Raw genomic sequence first — 18828 nt, 5'->3', positions numbered from 1 at the left:
GGTAGCCATCAAATGGCTAGACTTTATACCTGTAGGTTTTGGCACGCAACAGGCAGAAGCGGCGACTGAAGCCAATACGCGAAGTTGGCACGATAAGTGGTTGATTGTACGTGTTTCCAAAATTGCAGCCACAGCCGATTTCACTCCCATAGACGGTAACCATCGAAAGCGAAAGCGCCCCATAAAAGGCTACCTTTTCAAGATCATCTCGACCGGTGTTGGTGTAAACACGGACAAAAAGGTAGCCGCCGATGGGAGCTGCAGGACTGGGGCCGGGAAACCCTCCCGTGAACGGGGCATCAGGCCAACGCTCAGGGCTCGATTTACCCATAGACGACTACCTTGCACTGCCCCCATAGATGGACACCTTTGGGGCGTCCGGCGGGGGCTGACGTCGAGACTACTTCCCCATAGACGGCAACCTAAGAAGCATCCCATAAACGGCTACCTTCATCACTGCTGCCGTGAACCATCAATTGCTCTGGCACTTTGGAAGAAACGGAAAAGTCAGTGCCCAACAGATCTGCCCTAGATGCCCCATAAACGGCTACCTTTACCCAATCCCATCAGCGGCTACCTACGGCGGAACACGTTCGATGGAGCGGCATATATCTCAGTGAATCGTCTTCCCATAGGCGGCTACCAAACTAGCGTCCCATAGATGGCTACCAAATCGAAGATCCACAGAATCCCCACGAATGACTACCTGTTTCCCATATCCACAACCCCTTCGACCCATCCGTGGCTACCATCTTTCCCATATCCACAGACCATTCGCCCCATTAGCGGCTACCTTGTTCCCTATAGCAGGCTACCTATCCGCCCGCAAACGTCCGCCAGTAAGCGGTTCAGCCGGTCTAAAGGTTTGTAAACTGTTAAAGGGTCTTCTAAATCTGTAAACACACGTGCGTGTCTTAAAAGAACAACCCTAAAACCCCGGGACGGTACGCTCCCACCGCCCTGAGCAAACTTACCGTTCGCGAGCCGCGCGCGACGCCTGTGCAGATGTAAGCTCAACCGCCGGTTCCCCATCCGCGGCAACCAACACGTCGGCGGCTAGCCGGACGAAGCGTTCGAGCTCGCACAAGTGGACTCGCAGCTGTTCGAAACAGGCGGTTTCGATTCGAATTGATCGAGACGGTTCGTCAACAACTAATGATATCCCCCGGTCGTTCGACCCCATAAACGGCTCCTTTACCACCGCCAACACGAATTGCTCAACAGTCAACGTTCGCAGTTTCGGCAACAAAGTCGCCTTCCGTCTAATGGCATCCTTTCCAAGAGCAAGAATGAGCGAATTGATTGCGTGAGCTCGTCTATAGGTTACGGCCTCCCCGTGATCAAAGGCCGTCACGACCTCCTTGGGCAAGCGAGCGGCCGTCAATGCCCTTGAGATTTTGGACGTAGACACACCCATATCCCTCGACATAGCGGCTTGAGAGGTCCACAGGCCAGACGCAAGCACATCCCTGTAGAAATAGCCAAGTCGTACTGCAGAAACCGTTTGCGCCCGAAGCGCATCGTGAGCGTTCTTCGCGGTGGTCATACATTTCCAATTCGTTGCAATATATTGATTCGTCATCCTGATCTATAAAAAGTTGAAACGAGGATCGCAGGCTATCTCATATCACCTGGCTGTCAAGATGGCGCGCACAACCACAGCGAGTCATGTATTTCCAATCCGGTCGTTGGTATTTCATGACGCTACTCAAGCCGCATGACACGCGCTCAATTTGTTGGACGCACTTGCGTGTTAGAAAAACGTTGTTTCAATAGGCAACTACATGATTAATAAGAAAAAAACACAGTCTAGGAACAATTGGGATTTTGTGCAACGCGCGCAACGTCACGTGTCGGTCGAGAGTCATAGCAGTTAAAAGAGGTTTCATTAGCGAGAAAGATGGCCCATTTTCCGCTTCATTCCGGGTAAGGGCGCCCAACATGTTGGGCGCGCTTGCGGCCAGGCAGCACCACGGACGGTGGAGCTGGAAAGCGCCTGAAAATCGCCTCGCTTTTGCACGCAGGGGTTGCCCCCGACGCTGCTCCAATTGAGTCGGCCCAATTGGATAGTCCGTCATGCGTTTCCTTCGAACCAAAAAACAGATCGCGCTCTCAACAGCACCCGGCGGCTACTCTAACGAGGATCCGGAGGGCATCATTTTCGACCGCGGCACGCGGCTGCGCGTTGAAGCGAATCACTGGATGCTGTTCAGCTTCGTGCTGGCGATCGTTGCGGCAGGTGCCGTCTGGACACGCCAGCCGCCGCCCTCCGTTGTGAAGTCCTACGGGGTCTCGTCAGACGCGGGCGGCCATCCGGTGCTCACGCAACTCGCCGCGTACAAACCTGAAGATCAGGCATTGCGCACCTCGATGAAGGATTCCGTCGAGCGCTGGTTCACGATCGAACCGGTACTGACCGACAGCCTCGAGAACTCCCGGATGGCCCGCAACATCAACGCCGTCAAGGCGCAGATGGTCGGCAACGCGCGCAACCAGTTCGGCGCGTGGCTCAAGGAAGATGCGCCGTTTCAGGCGATCACGACCAATCCGAAGCTGGTGCGCGAGGTAAAGGTGACCAACGTCTCCCTGCTCGAAGACTCGACCGCGATCGTCGAATTCACCACGAGCACTACGGACAGCCCGACGTCGAAGCCGGTCATCCAGAAATACGCACTCACGTGGCGCTACCAGATTGTGCCTCCTACCTCCGAAGATGCCCTGACGGCAAACCCGTACGGAATCTTCTATCCGTTCACCAACCTGCAGAAGACTTCATGACGCGCACTCACCATCGACTCACTTCGCTGGCGGGCGCCGTTGCGTGTCTGGTCGTCTGCGCTTCGTCGTACGCCACGAAGACTTTTGCGGTGCCCTCAGCCGCGTCGCAGGAGATTGCGAATCTCCTCGGCGATCCGATGAGCCCGGTCAATCCGTACAACAGCGGCACTGACCCGATCACGATGCCGGGCGATGCGCGCATGGCGGTGTTTCCGTACAGCCGGGACCAGATATTCCGGATCATGACAGCGCCGCTCAAGACGACGACCATCGAGCTCGCACCCGGCGAGGCGCTCATTGCCGACCCTGCTCTCGGCGATTCCGTGCAATGGATCGTCGATACGGACGGCGGGAACCATATCTTCGTGAAGCCCACGAAGCCGGCGCTTGTCAACACGATGCACGTGACAACCAACCAGCGTGAATACGACATGACGCTCGTCTCGTCGCCTATGGGCGGTCTCTTCTATCAGACGGTTCGGTTTCGCTATCCGCAGTCGCTGATGGCCAAGGTCCGCGCGCGCCAGGACCGCGAAGGCGTCGACGGGACGTCAGCCGCCGACGACGGAGCAGGGCGGTCAGCGACCGACTCCGGGCCTCTGGGCGTCGCTCCCGACAAGCTCGATTTCGACTATACGGTTTCGGGTTCCGCGACGTTCAGGCCGGAGACGGTGTTCGACGACGGCCGTTTCGTCTGGCTCCGGCTGCCGCCGGGTGCGCCCTTCGCGGTGCCGGTCGTCAAGGATCACGGTGACGTCGTAACGCCGAATTTCATCCGGCGCGGTCCGTATATCGTCGTGCAGCAGATGGCCAGCGAAATCGTGCTGCGCGCCGGCAACGACGAAGTGAAGATTACCCGCGGCCGTCGCGGCATCTTCGGTTTCTGAGCACGGACATGGCAAACCAGAACGGACAGCCGACGCCGGGTCAGGCCACGATCGTCAAAGGCAAATCGCCGCGCAATGCCCTGCTTGGCGTCGGTGCGATCGCCGCACTCGCGATCGGCGCAATCGGCTTCTACTACCAGGTCAAGGCAAGCGACGACGCGGCCGAACAGGAGCGCCTGCTCAAGGCATCGAAGGCCGCAGAGGTGGTCGACAGAAGCAAGAGTACCGAAGACGTCGACAAGATCATCGCGGACCAGCAGGCGGCCGCGCGCAGGGCCGAAGCACTGGCGCGTGCCAACGCGGCTTCAGCGCCTCACGCCGATGCGTCGAAACCGTCCCTGACGATGGACGGCTATGTGAACGACCAGAAGGTGTCGAAGCTCTCCGCGGACGCGAAAGAGGACGCGATCTACGTCTCGCCCATTTTCCGGCCGGGCGTGAAGCTTAAGGACCAGCCAACTCAGGCTTCTGCATCAGGGCCGGCGGGCATGCTCACGCCGCAACAGATGGCGATCCAGCAGGCGGCCGCGCAACAGGCGGCAATGAGCGCGGCGAGCGCGCAGGCCGCGTCGCTCGCCGGACGGATGGGCGCGCCGGCAGCAGCACCGTCCTCCGGTTCGCGCGATAACCAGTTCCTGAGCGACACGAAGGCGCAGTCGGCCTCGGGCGAAGGTTTTCTGAGTGCCGGTTTCGTCGGCCAGGCGCGCGGCTGCACGCTGTCTCCGCCGCATCACATCCCTGTGCTGACGATGGAGGCGCTCAATTCCGACCGCCCGGGCACCGCCGCGCTCGTCGTTGACGAAGACGTGTACGACAGTGTGCGTGGCGACTGTCTCATGATCCCGAAGGGCACGACGATCACCGCACCCTACGCGAGCGATATCCAGCCGGGACAGGAAAGCATTCTCGTTGCCGCGACCGAAATGCGTCTGCCCAACGGCAAGGAGGTACCTCTCTATGGGGCGCAAGGCGCGGATACGAACGGCTGGGCGGGATTTTCCGGGGACGTCAATAACCACTTTCTCAAGATCTACGGGACGTCGTTTCTCACGGCGATCCTGATCCGGAAATTCAACGGCGGCGATTCGTCGACAACCACGGGTCCGCTTGGTGTAACGCAGGTTGGCAGCACGGCAGGGCAGGTTGCGGCGACCACCGCGCAGTCCGTGCTGAACCGGTATCAGAACATCCCGCCAACGATCACGACCGACTGGGGCAAGCGATTCATGATCAAGGTGAACCGCGACATCCGCCTGGAGCCGTACCGTGAGTAAGCGATTTCTTGCGATGGTCGCGCTCGTGTTCGCGACCGTGTCCGCACACGCTACCACCATCGCGGCGCTCATCAGTCCGGTGAACTACGTGCTGGCCGGCGACGGCGCGCGCGAGCTTGCTTCGCTGGACGGCAAGCCGGTGTTCTATTGCGGCCTCGACGCGTTCACTGCCTGGGCGACACCTCTGGTTGGCCGGGTCGTTTCCAGCGATCCGCAGAACGGCATGACGGTTGCGATCGACTCGCGGACCGTCGCGCTGCAGCGCCTGCTCGTTGAAAAGGGCTGGTTACTGCCTGCGCGACTCGACGACGAAGCGCAAGCCGCGATCACCGAGGGCCGGGGTGGATGGGCTTGCGCCAGCGCGCGCACGCCGTTCGATCTGATGCGCACCAGTGTGGACGCAAAGGTGCTGGCTGGCATCGCGCTGAACGAATCGGGACTTAACGGGCGTGCGTGGCCGTGGACACTGAATGTCGCTGGCCGTGGACTTTTTTTCCGGAGCCGCGAGGATGCCTATCAGGCGATCCAGACGCTGATCGGCGCTGGGCGCAGTGACTTCGATATCGGAATAATGCAAGTCAACTGGGGCTACCACCGGCAGCGCTTTGCGTCGCCGTGGGACGCGCTCGCACCGGCCACCAACATCCGCGTTGCCGAAGAGATTCTCAACGAGAACTACCGCCGCACGCACTCGGTGGCCAAGGCGATCGCCTGGTATCACAGCGCCAATCCGGCACCCGGGCAGCAATACCTCCAGCGCTTCATGCGTCACCTCAACCAGATCGAAGCGGGCCTTTGATGCGCATCGTCTCTCCCTTCGCCGTCGCATGTGTCTGCCTGCTCGTGGGGCAGTCGGTGCGTGCCGCCAACACCGATCCCTTCGATTTCGACTACGAGATCATGGGCGGCATCACCGAGCGGCCCGCGCTGATTTTCAACGACGGCAGCAAGACCTATATCCAGCCTCGCGCGGGCCAGGTCATTACGGCCGACGGCGGCCATAGCGAAGGCCCGTATGTCGTGGTCGACGGCACGCCGGAGACGATCAGCTACAAGGTCGCGGGGCGCACGGCGGTCGCGCGCTGGACACGCGTGAACCATTTTATAGGCGGTACCGGCGCCCTTGCGTCGCTGCGCGACGACCAGCCGGCGACGTTCGATGGATTCACCAACCGGCTCGTCCTGATCGGCGCGCACGGCGCGCTCGAACCTGTGCGCGAGCTCAAGGCCGCGATGCCCGTGGCCAACCTCGTCAAGGCACTGGTGCCGCAGGGGTGGACCGGGTCCGCGCAGAAAGAGGTGGATCTGAATAGCCAGGCCGGCTTCTCGACACATGCGGGCCAGAACTGGCTCCAGGCGCTCGACCAGTTGATGACGCAGTCGGGTCTTTACGCGGATGTCGATTTTGGCGCTCGGCATGTGCGTCTGCACCGCGACGCGCCGAAATCCGCGGCATTGAATTACGCGGCGGGCGAGCACGACACGACCCCCGTCGCGATCGCGAAGGCCGCAACCGTCACGCCGCAACCGTCGCAGCTAGCAGAGAAGTTCGGCGCGCAGGCGATCCGTGACGGCGACGACACGCATACGCAGATCCGGTTCGCTGCCAGGCCGCCGAAGGAGCTGACCTTCAGGTCGGCAGACGGACGGTCGCTGCGGCCGAAATGGGACGACGCAACAAACGTGATGACCATCGATCGTGCGTCCCGTTTTGTTGTCTCCGACGGCGTGTCGGGTGTCGAGGTGGAGCGGACTGCCGCAACGGTCTACGACTTCGATGCAAACAGTGCCGCCCATCTTGAGGCGGTGTTCGACAAGGACGGTGAGACCTACTTCAAGTTCGCCGACTCCGTCGTGCAGGCCACGGTCGCCGACGTTCGACACCTCGGGTCCGGCGAGCAGAAGGGCCGTTACTACCGGTTCAAGGGCACGGCCGAGCAGTTCATCGTCACGGCCGACGGCAACACGGTGAATGTGACCCGTCGCCACGACGTGAAGTACGACGAGCACGCGAGCGCTGCTGGCGCGACGGTGGCCGCAACGGCGAACACTGCGGGAGCGCGGCCATGACGCGCCTGTTCGTTTCGCTCTTCGCCGGCGTCGCCATCGCGTCGCCGTGTCACGCGGACTGCCTTGATGACGCGGCGACCTACCGGCACATCAGCACGCAGCTCGTACGTGCGATCGCGCAGCACGAATCCGGCATGCGCGCCAACGCCGTAAACGTGAACAGCGATGGTTCCGAGGATATCGGTCTCATGCAGATCAACTCGTCGTGGCTGCCGAAACTCGGCCGCTACGGCATCCGGCGCGAGCACCTCTTCAACGCATGCGTGAACGCCTACGTCGGCACGTGGATTCTGGCCTCGAACATCCGGGAATTCGGCCCGACCTGGAAAGCGGTCGGCGCCTACAACGCGCGCTCGACAAGCAAACAGCTTGTCTACGCCAACGCCATCTATCGACGCCTGCAACGGGCAGGGCACTGAACCATGGATATGAACCTGACGATTCCAACACACCGGCGCACGGGCGTCGTCGCAAAAATTCTTGCGGCGCTGACGCTTGCCGGTTTCGCAACGTGGTGCGCCGCTGCAAACGAAGCCGCCCAGGCGGGCGGTAATGGCGGCTGGCAGATTCTGTCGCCCGCTGCAGGCACCGCAACGATCAGTGCGGGTGCTACGGCTTCTCGACCGCTCGCATTGCAGGCCGCCGGTGATGGTTCGCCCTCCGTACAGCAGTCGCTCGCGGTCGCGCCCGTCGTTCTGCCAGGAGCGCCGTCCGCCCCGGCAGGGGACCTGACGCTGGCGATCACACCACAGGACATCAATCTGCGTAATGCGCTCGACCGCTGGCTGCAGACGCAGGGCTGGCAGCTCGCCTGGAAGATCGACGACGACCTGCCGCTCGAATTCAATGCGACTTTCACCGGCGATTTCACGTCGGTGCTCACGCAGGTGATGCAGGCGACCAATCACATGCGCACACCGACCCGCGTGTGCCGTCATACCAACCCGGTCATTCGCGTCATAGCGCGTGCGGCCAGCTGCAAGGACTGACCCCATGTTCCAGATTCCGGCGCGAGCCGCCGCAGCGATCGCAGCAACCCTCGTTATTGCGGGGTGCGCGGTCAGCCAGTCCGATGTGAACAGCGCCTACGACGCGGCCAGCCGCACGATGGCCGGTGCGACGGGCGACGGACCGCAGTCCATGCCGCTCGTCGAGGATGTGCCGACGGCGTTTCTCGGTGATCGCCTTGTGCCGGTCGCATACGAAGCGAGCCTGCCTGCGATATTCCGCGACAAGGTCGTCACCTTTCCCGCCAACCTGACGATCAGGAAGATCGCCACGCTGGTGTCGAGCGCGACCGGTTATCCGGTTCACCTGAGTCCGGACGTGTTCGTGCCTCGCGATTCCTTGATCCCGCGCGAAGGCTCCGGCGACGCAAAAGCAACGACGGTCGCCTATCAGGGGCAGGGCGGCAGAACATCCGAAGAGCCGCTCTATGCGCAGCCATTTAACGGCCGGGTCGGCCAGTACCTGCGCGGCGTGTCCGAAGATCTGGGCCTCGACTGGTCGTTCGACGGCTCGTCGATCAACATCTCGCGCTTCGTCACGCGCATGTACCAGATCGCGGCGATCCCCGGCAAGGTGTCGATCAAGTCGGACATGTCGAAGGGCATGGACACGTCGACGGGCAATCAGGCGGGCGGCAGTTCGGGTGGTTCCGGTGGCAACACCGGCTCCTTCTCGGCGACGACCTCGACCGGGCGCACGGGTGATTTTGACCAGATGCAGATCATCGAGTCGGAACTGAACAAGGTGCGCTCGCCGATGGGTCGCGTGGTCGTCAACCCGCAGAGCCGCCTCGTGATGGTCTACGACACGAAAGAAGCCGCGGACCGCATGGGCGACATCCTGAAGCACGAGAACGCGATTTCGACGCGACAGGTCGCGATCCGCGTGCGCACGCTGCAGATCGCGCTGAACCGTGGCACGCAGGCGGGCATGAACGCCGACGTCGTATTCAGCAGCATCCAGGGTGGCCTCGCGAAATACGCGGTCAGTTTTGTGTCGCCGACCTCGCTCTCGTCGGGCGGCGGATCGGTGGGGGTCTCGGTGCTGCGCCCGGATGCGCCATTCTCCGGCACCAACGCGGTCGTGAACGCGCTGAACCAGTATGGGCGCACGGTACAGGACAACACCGTCACCAAGATGACGCTTAACGGCCTGCCGGTGTCGATCGCCTCGTTCCAGAGCGACGACTATCTGCGCTCGACCTCGCCATCGGCGGGCTCGCTTACGGCCACCTCCGGGGGCGTGCCGGGCCTGACGCCCGGGACGGTCACGACCGGCGACTTCGTGAACGTGCTGCCGTCGGTGAACGATCACAACCAGATCGTACTCGCGTACTGGAGCGACAGCTCCAAACTCAACGGCCAGTTCACCTCGGCAACTGTCGGCTCGGGCCAGACGCAGCAGCAGATCCAGCTCGCGCACACCGTTGGCCAGAAAGATGACCAGATCGTCGCACTCGCCGACGGACAGACGATTGTGCTGTATGGCGCGATGACGGATCAGGCGGGTAGCACGACCAACGGCGGCATCGGCGGCCTTACGGGTTCGTGGAACAAGTCGCGGACCTTCCAGGTGGTCATGCTGACGGCGACCGTCGTTCCCTCGATATGAGCGCGGGTATGCACATCACCGGACCGTTGCCGAATGACAGGAAGGCCCGACTCGTCTTCGGGCTTGACTGGCGCGCCTATCCCGTCAAGGGGGCAAAAGCGGAGCGCCGTCGATACGCCGAGGATTTCGGCTCGACCCACTTTGTCGAGTACAAGGTCGGGCAGGAAGCGATCGCGGGGTTTGCCGCGTTAGAGAAGAGCGAGGTAGGCGGCGCGACGCTTTATTCAGGCGCTGCGCGCGTCGCATTGCATCCGCGAATCAGGGCATTGCCGGCCGCGCTCGTGCTGCTACAGGACGAACAGCGCGTTCATCTCGTCTTCGTGGTGAGAGGGGCCGTGCGAAACGACGAGGTGCTGACGCTGGAAGCGGCACTCGAGAGGTGCGCCGCGATTACGGCTGACTGCCGACGTCTGAATCTCGCTCTGGTCACACTCGGCACCGGACCATCAATTGGCGCTGTCGACGAGACATTCCTTCCTGCCGCGCTTCTCGATGATCGCAAGTGCGGCCGCATCGAGAAGCTGCCGATCGCCATTCCTGCCGCGCTCCCGATGATGGTCATCCTTCTTGCCGTCGGAGTCGGCGGCAGCAAGCTGTACGACGCGATGCAACCGCCGCCACCGCCGCCGCCTCACGAGCCGACCTACGCGGAAAAGTACGCGGATGCGGTGCGGCGCACCTTCGCCGCTGCACGCCCGCGGGCGAACCTGCTGGCGCCCGCAGTGATCGCCTCCGTCGGAACCAGCGAGACGAATCTCAGGGGCTGGCGGTTCGATCACGCCGATTGCGCTGCAACCGGCAACTGCGTCGTGACCTATAGCCGGGAAGGCGGCACCTTCGCGGGCTTCGAACGGGACGCATCTGCCGCCATGCGCCCGGTCCGTTTCGATGCCGACGGACTTCACCTGAGCACGCGCGGCCCGGCCGTTCCGAAGGTCGCAGCCGTGACGGTCGCGGAACAGAAGTCGTGGCCGTCAGCACAGGCGCTGATCGATATGCTGCAGACGCCTCCGCAAAGGCTTTCTGTACGGCCCTATGAACTCGACAGTCTGGGCTACAAGGTCACGCTCCAGCCGGCGGCCCCGCTTCTTCCTGCACCTGCGAGCGCGGGCCCCAGACCGCCACATCTGATCCAGGAGGGTGACTGGACCATCGAAGGTTTCAGGTGGCAATCGGTGCTGCTCGACCGCCTGCCGTCGAACATGTCGCTTGACACCGTGAAGGTCGAGTTCCTGATCAAGGAGCCGATTGGAATCCACTTCACTGCGAAGGGAAAATATTATGTCCTCGACTAGTCGCGCCAGTGCGCGCGTTGCCATCGTGCTCGCCGCGATCGGCATCCTCATGACCCCGGCCTTGTCGCATGCCGAGCGTCCGCATCTCACGGTCGACGAGATCGACCAGCTCTCGCGCGACAGGGTCGTGCGGCAGTTGAAGGGGGGAGCGGACAGTGCCCCGCAGGCGGCGAGCGGGGCGAGCCTCGGCACGCCCCTGCCGGTCCCGGCAGACCCGGCGGCGGCGCAGAAGACCGGGCCGCTGAAGCGGGTGGAGTCACCGCGTTCCCGAGCAGAACCCGTCAATTTCGTTGGCGCATATAGCGACGCGTCCGGCGGCTACGTGCTGTACGAAATGGGTGGTGGCGTCTATCCCGCGCATCTCGGCACGAAGCTGATGAACGGATGGACCGCTGAGAAGGTGAGCGGCTTTCTCGTGACGGTTTCCCAAGACAGGCGGGTATGGACCGAGCCGATACGCGGCGGCGCTGCGTCGGGAGTCGTCAACACGCCAACCCTCCAGGCGATCAGCGACCTCGGTGGCCCTTTGCCGCCGGGCGCCGCGATGGCCACTCCGATCTATTCAGGGAAATAGCCATGAGCATGTTCGCAGGAACCGAATCCGAAGAACCGGCATCGCGAGGCCTGTTCGGACGTCTGAAAGGGTGGCGTGCGTCCTTTACCGAGCCCAGCATATCGACCATCCTGCCGACCTCGGAGCCGCGCTTCGAGACTGAAAACAGGGCCATTAATCCGCATCTCATGACGCTCGGCATGCGCCTGCGCAACGGCGATGTCACCGATGTAGATGCCACAGGTGAAACGGCCACTGAAGCCGGCGCGAAAACCGCTGACACGACGCCGGCCGCGTCGGGGTATCGACCGGGCGGGCGGACAGTAGCCGCAGCGTTCGAAGCGGAGCCGGAGAGTCCGGCAGTGGCCGATCCTGAACCGGTTGCGCGCGACGAAAGCGTAGCGCCGCCGGAGGAAGGGGGAGAGCCCCCTCGCACGCGAGCGGCCGCGGCAGCAACTCCCGGATCGGGTGAAGCGTATCCGCTGCGTAGCGTTCCAGACCAGGTACCGCCCGTCGAGCCGCCTCGCGCGGGGAAGCCGGTCAGCGGCGAAGAGAACTCCGCATTGCTCGAGGCGGGGATCCTTTACGAGCAGTGCGGGCTGCCGCAACTTTTTTCCGTTGACGGCCTCGGCCCGTTCAAACGGATCCTGTGCGAGCCGCGTCCGGACGCGACCCTGCAAGTCACGAATGCAGCGCGCCGCGAATTTGTCGCGGTCGACCTGCAGGCGGGTGTCGCGATGGTGGTCGCCACGCGTGAGTTTCACGAAGGTGCGCTGTACTCCACGTACCTCAAGGATCTTGCGCGCGCCGATATCGCGATCCGCGAAGAGATGATCGCGACCACCGACGTCATTGCCGCCATCTACGCTGCAGCGAAGCACCGCGAAGCGGCCGCTTCGGTGCCGGAGTCCTCCCGTGCGATCGGCACGTTCCGCGACGTTATCGAAGCCGGGCACGAGTTCAACGCAAGCGACGTGCACTGGGAGTACCGGGACTTCAACGATGAGGTCGAGGTACGGTTTCGCGTCGACGGCGACATGTACACCTATCGGCACATGCCCAAGGCGCTCGTTCGGCGCGCGCTGTCCGCGGCCTATCAGGATCTGGTCCAGCGCAATACGAATTCCGGCGAGACGTTCCAGCCCAGTGCCTCGCAATCGGCCATGATTCCGATCGTCTCCCGCATGGATCTGCTGAACCTGCGCTGGCAGAGCGCGCCGCTCGTCGGCGGGTTCGACGTCGCGCTTCGCATGCTCGACGGCAACTTCAGGAACGTGAACGTCCTCATGCCCGAAAAGATGGGGCTGGAGGCGAGCCAGCTGGAAATCATCCACTCGCTGGGGAGCGTGAGCGGTGGCATTTCGGTCTTCAGTGGCGAGACCGGGTCGGCCAAATCCACCCTCTTGCGCGCGATGTCCTACAGGATGGCATCGCGTGATCTGCGCAAACAGTATGCGGTCAGTCAGCCTGCCGAGTTTCCGAACCCGTGGCTTTCCGAAATCTCGATCCAGCAGCGTCCTGACGAGTCCGACGAAGATGCCAACCGGAAGATGGCCGAGGTGATCCGGACACTCATGCGGATGGATCCGGACGACCTGACCGTCACGGAAATCCGTGACCGGATCGTCGCGGGCCTCGTTGCCGAGCTCGCGCTCACCGGGCACCCGGTTCGCACGACGCTTCACGCGGACAGCCTGATTGGCGTGCCGATGCGGCTTGCGGGTGGACGCCTGCAGCTGCCGATCGATGAAGTGTCATCCGAGAAATTTCTGAACGCGATCGGCAACCAGAAGCTGATACCGCTGTTGTGTCCGAAGTGCAAGGTCCCAGCGCACGACGTAATGCCGGCGGTCCAACTCGAGCTCCTGCGTCGCAAGTTCGGGCTCGACACATCGCGCATGGCTTGCCGCAGCGACGATGGGTGCGAGCATTGCCGCCTGAAGGGGCTGGTCACGCGCGAGGGCAAGGTGGCGGGCGGTACGAAAGGGCAGACGCTCGCCATGGAGCTGTACCGTCCGACCCCCGAGTTCCTCGACAAGGTCGCCGTGCGCGACTGGCGCGGTGCCGAGACAGTCTGGCGCAGCGAACGCGTCACCGGCTTCGGCGACGCCGATATGACCGGCAAGACGATCTTCGAACATGCGCTCTACAAGGCATCGACGGGGATCATCGATCCGCGCTTCATCGACCGGACCATGCGAACGTTCTCGCAGTATCGCGTCATGGCCGATCGCGATGGGAGGATGCCGTCATGATGCGCAAACTCGTGCACGCGCTCTTCATGATGCTGCCTCAACGCGAGCGGTTGCGCGTGGCGACGTGGCGGTTCGGGAAGGTGCGTGAGAGCTTCTACCTCGAAACGCGCCTCGACGTGACGGCGAAAGGACTTCGCAATCGCGAGACGTTGCTCGAGCGCCTCACCACGCATGAAGGGCGTAGCCGCAAGCGCAGGACGCTGCTGTGGCCGGTGTATCAGGCCGTCGCGCGCCGTATGCGCGCCGGCGACGATTTCGCGCTGGCGATGAAGCCGTTCATTCCCAACGATGAATACGCGTTGCTCGAGCTGGCGAGTACGTCGACGCGCGAGGATGCGGCCGTGCGCGGGCTCGAACTTGCCGAGATGGCCGCGAACGCGAAGCGGGTCCTATCGGGCACGACATCGGCACAGATGGCCTATCCCGCGTTCCTGCTGGTCTACCTCTACGCCCTGTGCATGCTCTTCGGAGGAGCGATCTATCCGCAGGCGCTCGACGTGAAGCCGCTGGAGCAGTGGCCCCCCGCCGGCCAGATTCTCTATGCGCTCGACACCTTCTGCTACGAGCGATGGTGGCTCACGGGCACGCTCGTTGTGGGCCTTGTCTTTACCTACTTTTCGACGCTTCGACGCTGGACCGGAGAGACGCGTAACCGCCTTGATGCGGCGCCGCTGGTGTGGCGCAACCGGCGTGATCTGCGTGCGGCGCTGCTGATCGTATCGCTCTCGGGCCTGTTCGATTCCGGGCTGACGCTGCGTGCCGCGCTCGATCGCATGACCAGGACCGCAGACCCATGGCTGAAATGGCATCTGAACCGGATGAGCCGTCGCCTCACCGCAATGCCGGACGAAGCGATGCGCGCCCTGGACACCGGGATTTTTTCGGAAGAGATCGTCGACACGATTTCCGACGCATCAGGGCGCGACCAGTTCGTCGCCGCCATCAAGTCGTTAGGGAGCACGTCCCTCACGCGGGTCGTCGAGAAGGTGCGGCGCAATGCGCGCATTACGCACTACGTTCTGCTCGGTGTCGCATCGATCATCTTCCTTGTGGCCGGCGTCGGCTCGTACGTCATGACCGGGGTCGTCAGCCTTGACCTTTCCGGAACACCAAACACCCCCAATTTTGTTGCTCACTGAGGTACACACACTATGCAGAAGCAGAAGAAAAACAACGCGAAGGATACTTTGATGCCCACCGTTGCACGCGCGAAGGCTCCTGCCAGCAACGGCAAAGGCGAGCCGAGCCTGCTCCTGCGCATGGGTCGTCGCCGCAGGCAGAGCGGCGAGCTTTCGATGATCGAGTCGGGTGCCGTCATGGCGGGTGCGGCGCTTCTCGCGATCGCGGCCTACATGGGCGGTGCCTACATCTACAACCTGGTGCGCGCGTCGTCGTTCAAGAGCGAGGCCCAGCTGTTCCATTCCGGTGTGCTCAATGCCACGACGACCGACGTGGACTTTTCAGGTGAGACGCTTCAGACGCTCGCCCAGAACCACGCCTTTGATGCGGCTGGTGCCCGTGTGGCGGCCGGTGGTGCTACTGTGCGCGGCCTTTTTGGCGGCAACCTGTCCGCGACTGCCGGAACCCTTGTCGCGACTAATGACGCGTTGATCTTGGGGTATCCGGTCCCGGCAACGGTGTGTGCCCTGAGTGTCGGTGCGCTGGCATCGGCTTACTCGCAGGTCGTGATCAACGGCACGACGATCTTCAGTCCGACGGTCCCATTCAATAGCGGCACGGCAGCCACCGCCTGCTCGTCGGCAGGCAGTACGGCCGCCGTACAGATGTACGTGTCGAAGGCAGGCTAGGGAGCGACCATGGGTGGCAGCATCATCGAAATGGCGATCGTTCTGGCAGCGTCCGCGTTGCTAGTCATGCAGGGCATCCGGGAGGACGTCGCGCATCGTCGCGCGCAACTGCTCGCGATCGAAGGGCAGAACGAGGCGATTATCAACGAGGCGCTGTCGCACTGGGTAACGGATAACTATGCGGCTTTGCTGGCGCAGTTCGTGGCTTCCGGATCGGCCACACTGACGCCGCCGACGATAGACCAGCTTTTTACGAACGGCAACCTGAAGCAGCCGCATCGCAACGGCCCGTTCTGGGGCGGCACATATACGGTCACGATGACGATGGTGCCGCCGACCTGCTCCGCTTCATCGGGCAACTGTCATGTCGCGTACCTCATGTATCCATCGCAGCCTCTTCTCAGGCTTGGGCAGCCTGACGTCGCCGGTGCGTCGCAGATTGCGCAGGCGGGTGGCACTTCGTTCGGCTATTCAAACTACCAGAACGCCTCGACCGTGTCGGGGCTCAACGGGGCATGGCATACGCCCAACCCATTGCCCGGCAATCCGCCGGCGGCCATTGTGGCGACCAACGCGCTCGACTCCGACGGCAACTCGGTGTACATCCGGCGCGACGGTAGTCTGACCTGGACGGGCGACCAGAACGTGAACGGGGTCAGCCTTCATAACGTGAACAGCATTGACGCGACGGGCACAGTGAAGGCTGGGGCTCTGGTAGTCGCGAACGGAACGGAGCAAACCAGTATAGGAAATGACGGCGCGGGAAACACCAACGTCTATCAGGACGGCGCGCTGCAGGTCATACAGACCGGCACGAACCTCTACGCGCCCGTGAACGTGGGCGCCGTAACCTCCTCAGGGACCATCCACGCGGCGAACCTCGCTGTGCCCAGGACCTACTGCGCGCGAAATGGCGACATTGCCGGCAATAGCGATGGGAGAGGGCAGCAGCTCAACTGTCTTGACCACCTCTGGATTCCGATGAGCGGCCCGTGGACGCTCTATCAGACCTACACGGTCTACAACACCACGGTGGTTCCAGCGCCGGTCTGTTCCGCTGGCTCGGCGCCGAAGATCGTGGTGAGTACGCAAAATTTTTACGTCGACAACACGGCCGTCGTGAGCTGGGTCACCCAGGGCGCAGGGCCGTGGACTCTCTATTCGGTCGACGGTGCCGGCGTAGCCATTTCCGCGATGGGAATTGCCTCGACGTATTGCGCCACCTGACGGGAAAATTCGAATGACAAAATCGCCAACGATAATCAGATCCGCCATTGCAGTATGCCTCGCGGCATGCGGCTATACGGCGTTCGCCGCCCCCTATGGCTGTGTTTACGGGTATGAAGACAACACGTGCCTGCAGCCGATTCGCGCTGCTCCACAGGTCGCTCCAACCTGCTCGCCGGCGCCGGGATGGACGACGGTCACTCCCGCGCAGTGGCAAGGTTCGCATTACTCGGCCCCGCAATGCAGTTATCAGGCGGCACCAACGTGTCCTGCTGGCTACGCGCAGACGTCTGCGCCCGGGTGGAATGGCTTGACTTGGAGCAATCCAGGCTGCGCGGCACCGCCTCCGCCCGGCAACATTACTGTACCGGGCGGCGGCTCATCGGACCCGGTCGCCAATTGCACTGTGGCCGCCAACGCCAATGGTTTGACAATCGTGCAGGGTTTTGGACGCTATGCCATCGGCAACACTGTAGACAATCGTTTCGGGGGTAATGGGCCGGTCGCTGCAAATCAATGTGGCGACACAACGACGTGGTATCAGATCGATTGCATTACCGGAGCGGACAACCAGGTGCAATCCATTTATGGGCAGCCAGCATTGCCGGGCTGCGCGGGAGGTGGTGGCTGATCGTGCAATTGAAAGGCCCCATGCTCGACGCATGGGGCCTCTAGCGCTATACCGGTATAGGCCGGATGCCGCAACAACGTTAAGCCGGCATCCGCGACTTCTAACTTACGATCCGGTCACGAACGACTTTGCGATTGAGACCGGCGATCCATCGCGTGCGCCGTTGAACGTCCAGTTGTATGTCGTGTTTGCGGCGAGCGGTGCCAGCGGGAGAAGGAATGCGACGCCGGCCGCCACACCGTTATTAACATCGGCAGTCGCACTGGACGTCGACCCTGTCAACGCTGCCGACGGCACAATAATACGTGCGGGTACCGCAACACCGGCAGCGGTCGTCAGTGTGAAGCTCGTAACGGTCAGCACGTCTCCCTGATTGGCGGCGTTCACCCGGACCATGATCGGTCGGCCGGGAGTGGCGATATCTGGTGCGGGATTGATGTTTTCGGCAACCATTGCGATCGCGACGCCGGTCTCATTGTTCAAGGGCGAAGTAACTATCGCGCCAATCGGCAACTGTTGGCCCGCCGATGTATTCACCGCATTGGCCAACGGCGTACCGGTAACGCCCGCCGTTTGGCCGAAGTCAATCACGCAACTGTAGATTGGATACGACCCGGAACTTTGCTGGAAGCCGATGCCCATCGTCTGTTGGGGCGAACTTATGCTTTGAAGGTGATAGACGGTATTGATGTACTGTCGCAAACAGTCTGTAGCGTACGCCGTGCCAGTGCTCTGGGGCAGCCCAGCCGCGACCACTTCGCCGATCCATTCGGTTACGGGCGTGCCGGCCTTCTGAGCCCGCGACAGAGGCGTGTCGCCGTAGTAATTCGCAAATGAAGACGTCTCGTTGTGCGAGAGCGCGGTGAGGTTTCCGTTAGCGAGGTTCGAATCCAGATACAACGCGTGCGCCTGCGCTGATGTATCGAGGAGCGGATCCTGCGAAAGCTGGCCCACCCCCATCGCGAGCCGGTACGCGTTCAATTGTGCGAAGGTGGCCTGCTGCATCGTGTTCGCGGCATAGGTCGGTGCCGGTACGGAGGTCTGCGGCGTCGTTGCGCCGGACGCCGTAGCGGGCGGTGTGCCCGACCCACCTGCCGGCGCCGTCGAGCTGGAGCCACCGCCACCGCCACCGCAAGCAGCGAGCAACATTGCCGCGGCGAGCGACAGTGCGGTCAGGCCGATTTTCTTGTTCGTCATTTTTCTGCTTCCTCGATCTTCTATTAGTGGCCGCGCCCATTGCACGACCGTATTTCCAGGTTACACGCGCAAAACGGAAGTCAAGTTCACTACCGCCGGCATTACGCATTGCCCCGATCCCGCATAAATGCCCACTTCCAGCGCGTCGACATTTTAGATTTAACGGTAATCGTTGGTAATACTTGAGCGCGTTCTGCGTGAAAGTAAAAACCCGCCTCGCGGCGGGTGGTCAAT

16 protein-coding genes are annotated in these 18828 nt (G+C 62.3%); 14 read left to right on the top strand and 2 right to left on the bottom strand.

What is annotated here, in order from left to right:
* Positions 1-16 precede the first annotated feature (16 nt).
* Positions 17-331 (bottom strand): hypothetical protein, encoded by a 315-nt coding sequence (locus HWY05_RS27550; protein WP_134965748.1) that lies wholly within the window; start codon positions 329-331, stop codon positions 17-19.
* A gap of 1745 nt (positions 332-2076) precedes the next feature.
* Here HWY05_RS27550 and HWY05_RS27545 point away from each other — a divergent pair.
* Genes HWY05_RS27545 through HWY05_RS27480 form a run of 14 tightly spaced genes read left to right on the top strand, consistent with a single transcriptional unit; the run spans position 2077 to position 16766 of the window.
* Positions 2077-2778: a type IV secretion system protein gene (locus HWY05_RS27545; RefSeq protein ID WP_176060334.1), complete on the top strand. Its 702-nt coding sequence runs from the start codon at positions 2077-2079 to the stop codon at positions 2776-2778.
* Complete coding sequence (locus tag HWY05_RS27540) at positions 2775-3665, top strand: TrbG/VirB9 family P-type conjugative transfer protein (RefSeq protein ID WP_176060333.1); 891 nt, start codon at positions 2775-2777, stop codon at positions 3663-3665. The genes HWY05_RS27545 and HWY05_RS27540 overlap by 4 nt, the downstream gene beginning before the upstream one ends.
* 8 nt (positions 3666-3673) lie before the next feature.
* A complete protein-coding gene (locus HWY05_RS27535) occupies positions 3674-4939 on the top strand; it encodes a TrbI/VirB10 family protein (protein ID WP_176060332.1) in 1266 nt (421 codons plus the stop codon).
* A gap of 13 nt (positions 4940-4952) precedes the next feature.
* Entirely contained in the window at positions 4953-5738 is a 786-nt protein-coding gene (locus tag HWY05_RS27530) for a transglycosylase SLT domain-containing protein (RefSeq protein WP_176060358.1), read from the top strand.
* Complete coding sequence (locus HWY05_RS27525; protein WP_176060357.1) at positions 5738-7009, top strand: hypothetical protein; 1272 nt, start codon at positions 5738-5740, stop codon at positions 7007-7009. Before HWY05_RS27530 ends, HWY05_RS27525 begins: the two co-directional genes overlap by 1 nt.
* Entirely contained in the window at positions 7006-7428 is a 423-nt protein-coding gene (locus tag HWY05_RS27520; RefSeq protein WP_176060331.1) for a lytic transglycosylase domain-containing protein, read from the top strand. Before HWY05_RS27525 ends, HWY05_RS27520 begins: the two co-directional genes overlap by 4 nt.
* A gap of 9 nt (positions 7429-7437) precedes the next feature.
* Positions 7438-7998, top strand: a complete 561-nt coding sequence (locus tag HWY05_RS27515; protein ID WP_176060356.1) for a toxin co-regulated pilus biosynthesis Q family protein — start codon at positions 7438-7440, stop codon at positions 7996-7998.
* A gap of 4 nt (positions 7999-8002) precedes the next feature.
* Positions 8003-9628: a secretin N-terminal domain-containing protein gene (locus tag HWY05_RS27510; protein ID WP_176060330.1), complete on the top strand. Its 1626-nt coding sequence runs from the start codon at positions 8003-8005 to the stop codon at positions 9626-9628.
* Positions 9629-9636: 8 nt separating this feature from the next.
* Positions 9637-10923, top strand: coding sequence for a type 4b pilus protein PilO2 (gene pilO2 / locus HWY05_RS27505; RefSeq protein WP_176060329.1), 1287 nt, complete (start codon positions 9637-9639; stop codon positions 10921-10923).
* On the top strand, positions 10910-11497 hold the full coding sequence (locus tag HWY05_RS27500) for a hypothetical protein (RefSeq protein ID WP_176060328.1): 588 nt from the start codon (positions 10910-10912) through the stop codon (positions 11495-11497). Before pilO2 ends, HWY05_RS27500 begins: the two co-directional genes overlap by 14 nt.
* 2 nt (positions 11498-11499) lie before the next feature.
* Positions 11500-13731 (top strand): ATPase, T2SS/T4P/T4SS family, encoded by a 2232-nt coding sequence (locus HWY05_RS27495; protein ID WP_176060327.1) that lies wholly within the window; start codon positions 11500-11502, stop codon positions 13729-13731.
* Positions 13728-14870 carry a type II secretion system protein gene (locus HWY05_RS27490; protein WP_176060326.1) on the top strand — a complete coding sequence of 381 codons (1143 nt, stop codon included), beginning with the start codon at positions 13728-13730 and terminating at the stop codon, positions 14868-14870. Before HWY05_RS27495 ends, HWY05_RS27490 begins: the two co-directional genes overlap by 4 nt.
* 12 nt (positions 14871-14882) lie before the next feature.
* Entirely contained in the window at positions 14883-15539 is a 657-nt protein-coding gene (locus HWY05_RS27485) for a type 4 pilus major pilin (protein WP_244146713.1), read from the top strand.
* Positions 15540-15548: 9 nt separating this feature from the next.
* Positions 15549-16766 (top strand): hypothetical protein, encoded by a 1218-nt coding sequence (locus HWY05_RS27480; RefSeq protein WP_176060325.1) that lies wholly within the window; start codon positions 15549-15551, stop codon positions 16764-16766.
* 736 nt (positions 16767-17502) lie between these two features.
* Here HWY05_RS27480 and HWY05_RS27475 read toward each other — a convergent pair.
* Positions 17503-18594: a CAP domain-containing protein gene (locus HWY05_RS27475; RefSeq protein WP_176060324.1), complete on the bottom strand. Its 1092-nt coding sequence runs from the start codon at positions 18592-18594 to the stop codon at positions 17503-17505.
* Positions 18595-18828 lie beyond the last annotated feature (234 nt).

This window comes from Paraburkholderia sp. BCC1876, assembly GCF_902833695.1.
Taxonomy (GTDB): domain Bacteria; phylum Pseudomonadota; class Gammaproteobacteria; order Burkholderiales; family Burkholderiaceae; genus Paraburkholderia.
Note: the sequence above shows the minus strand (reverse complement) of the source record. Positions and strands in the feature narration are given on the sequence as shown.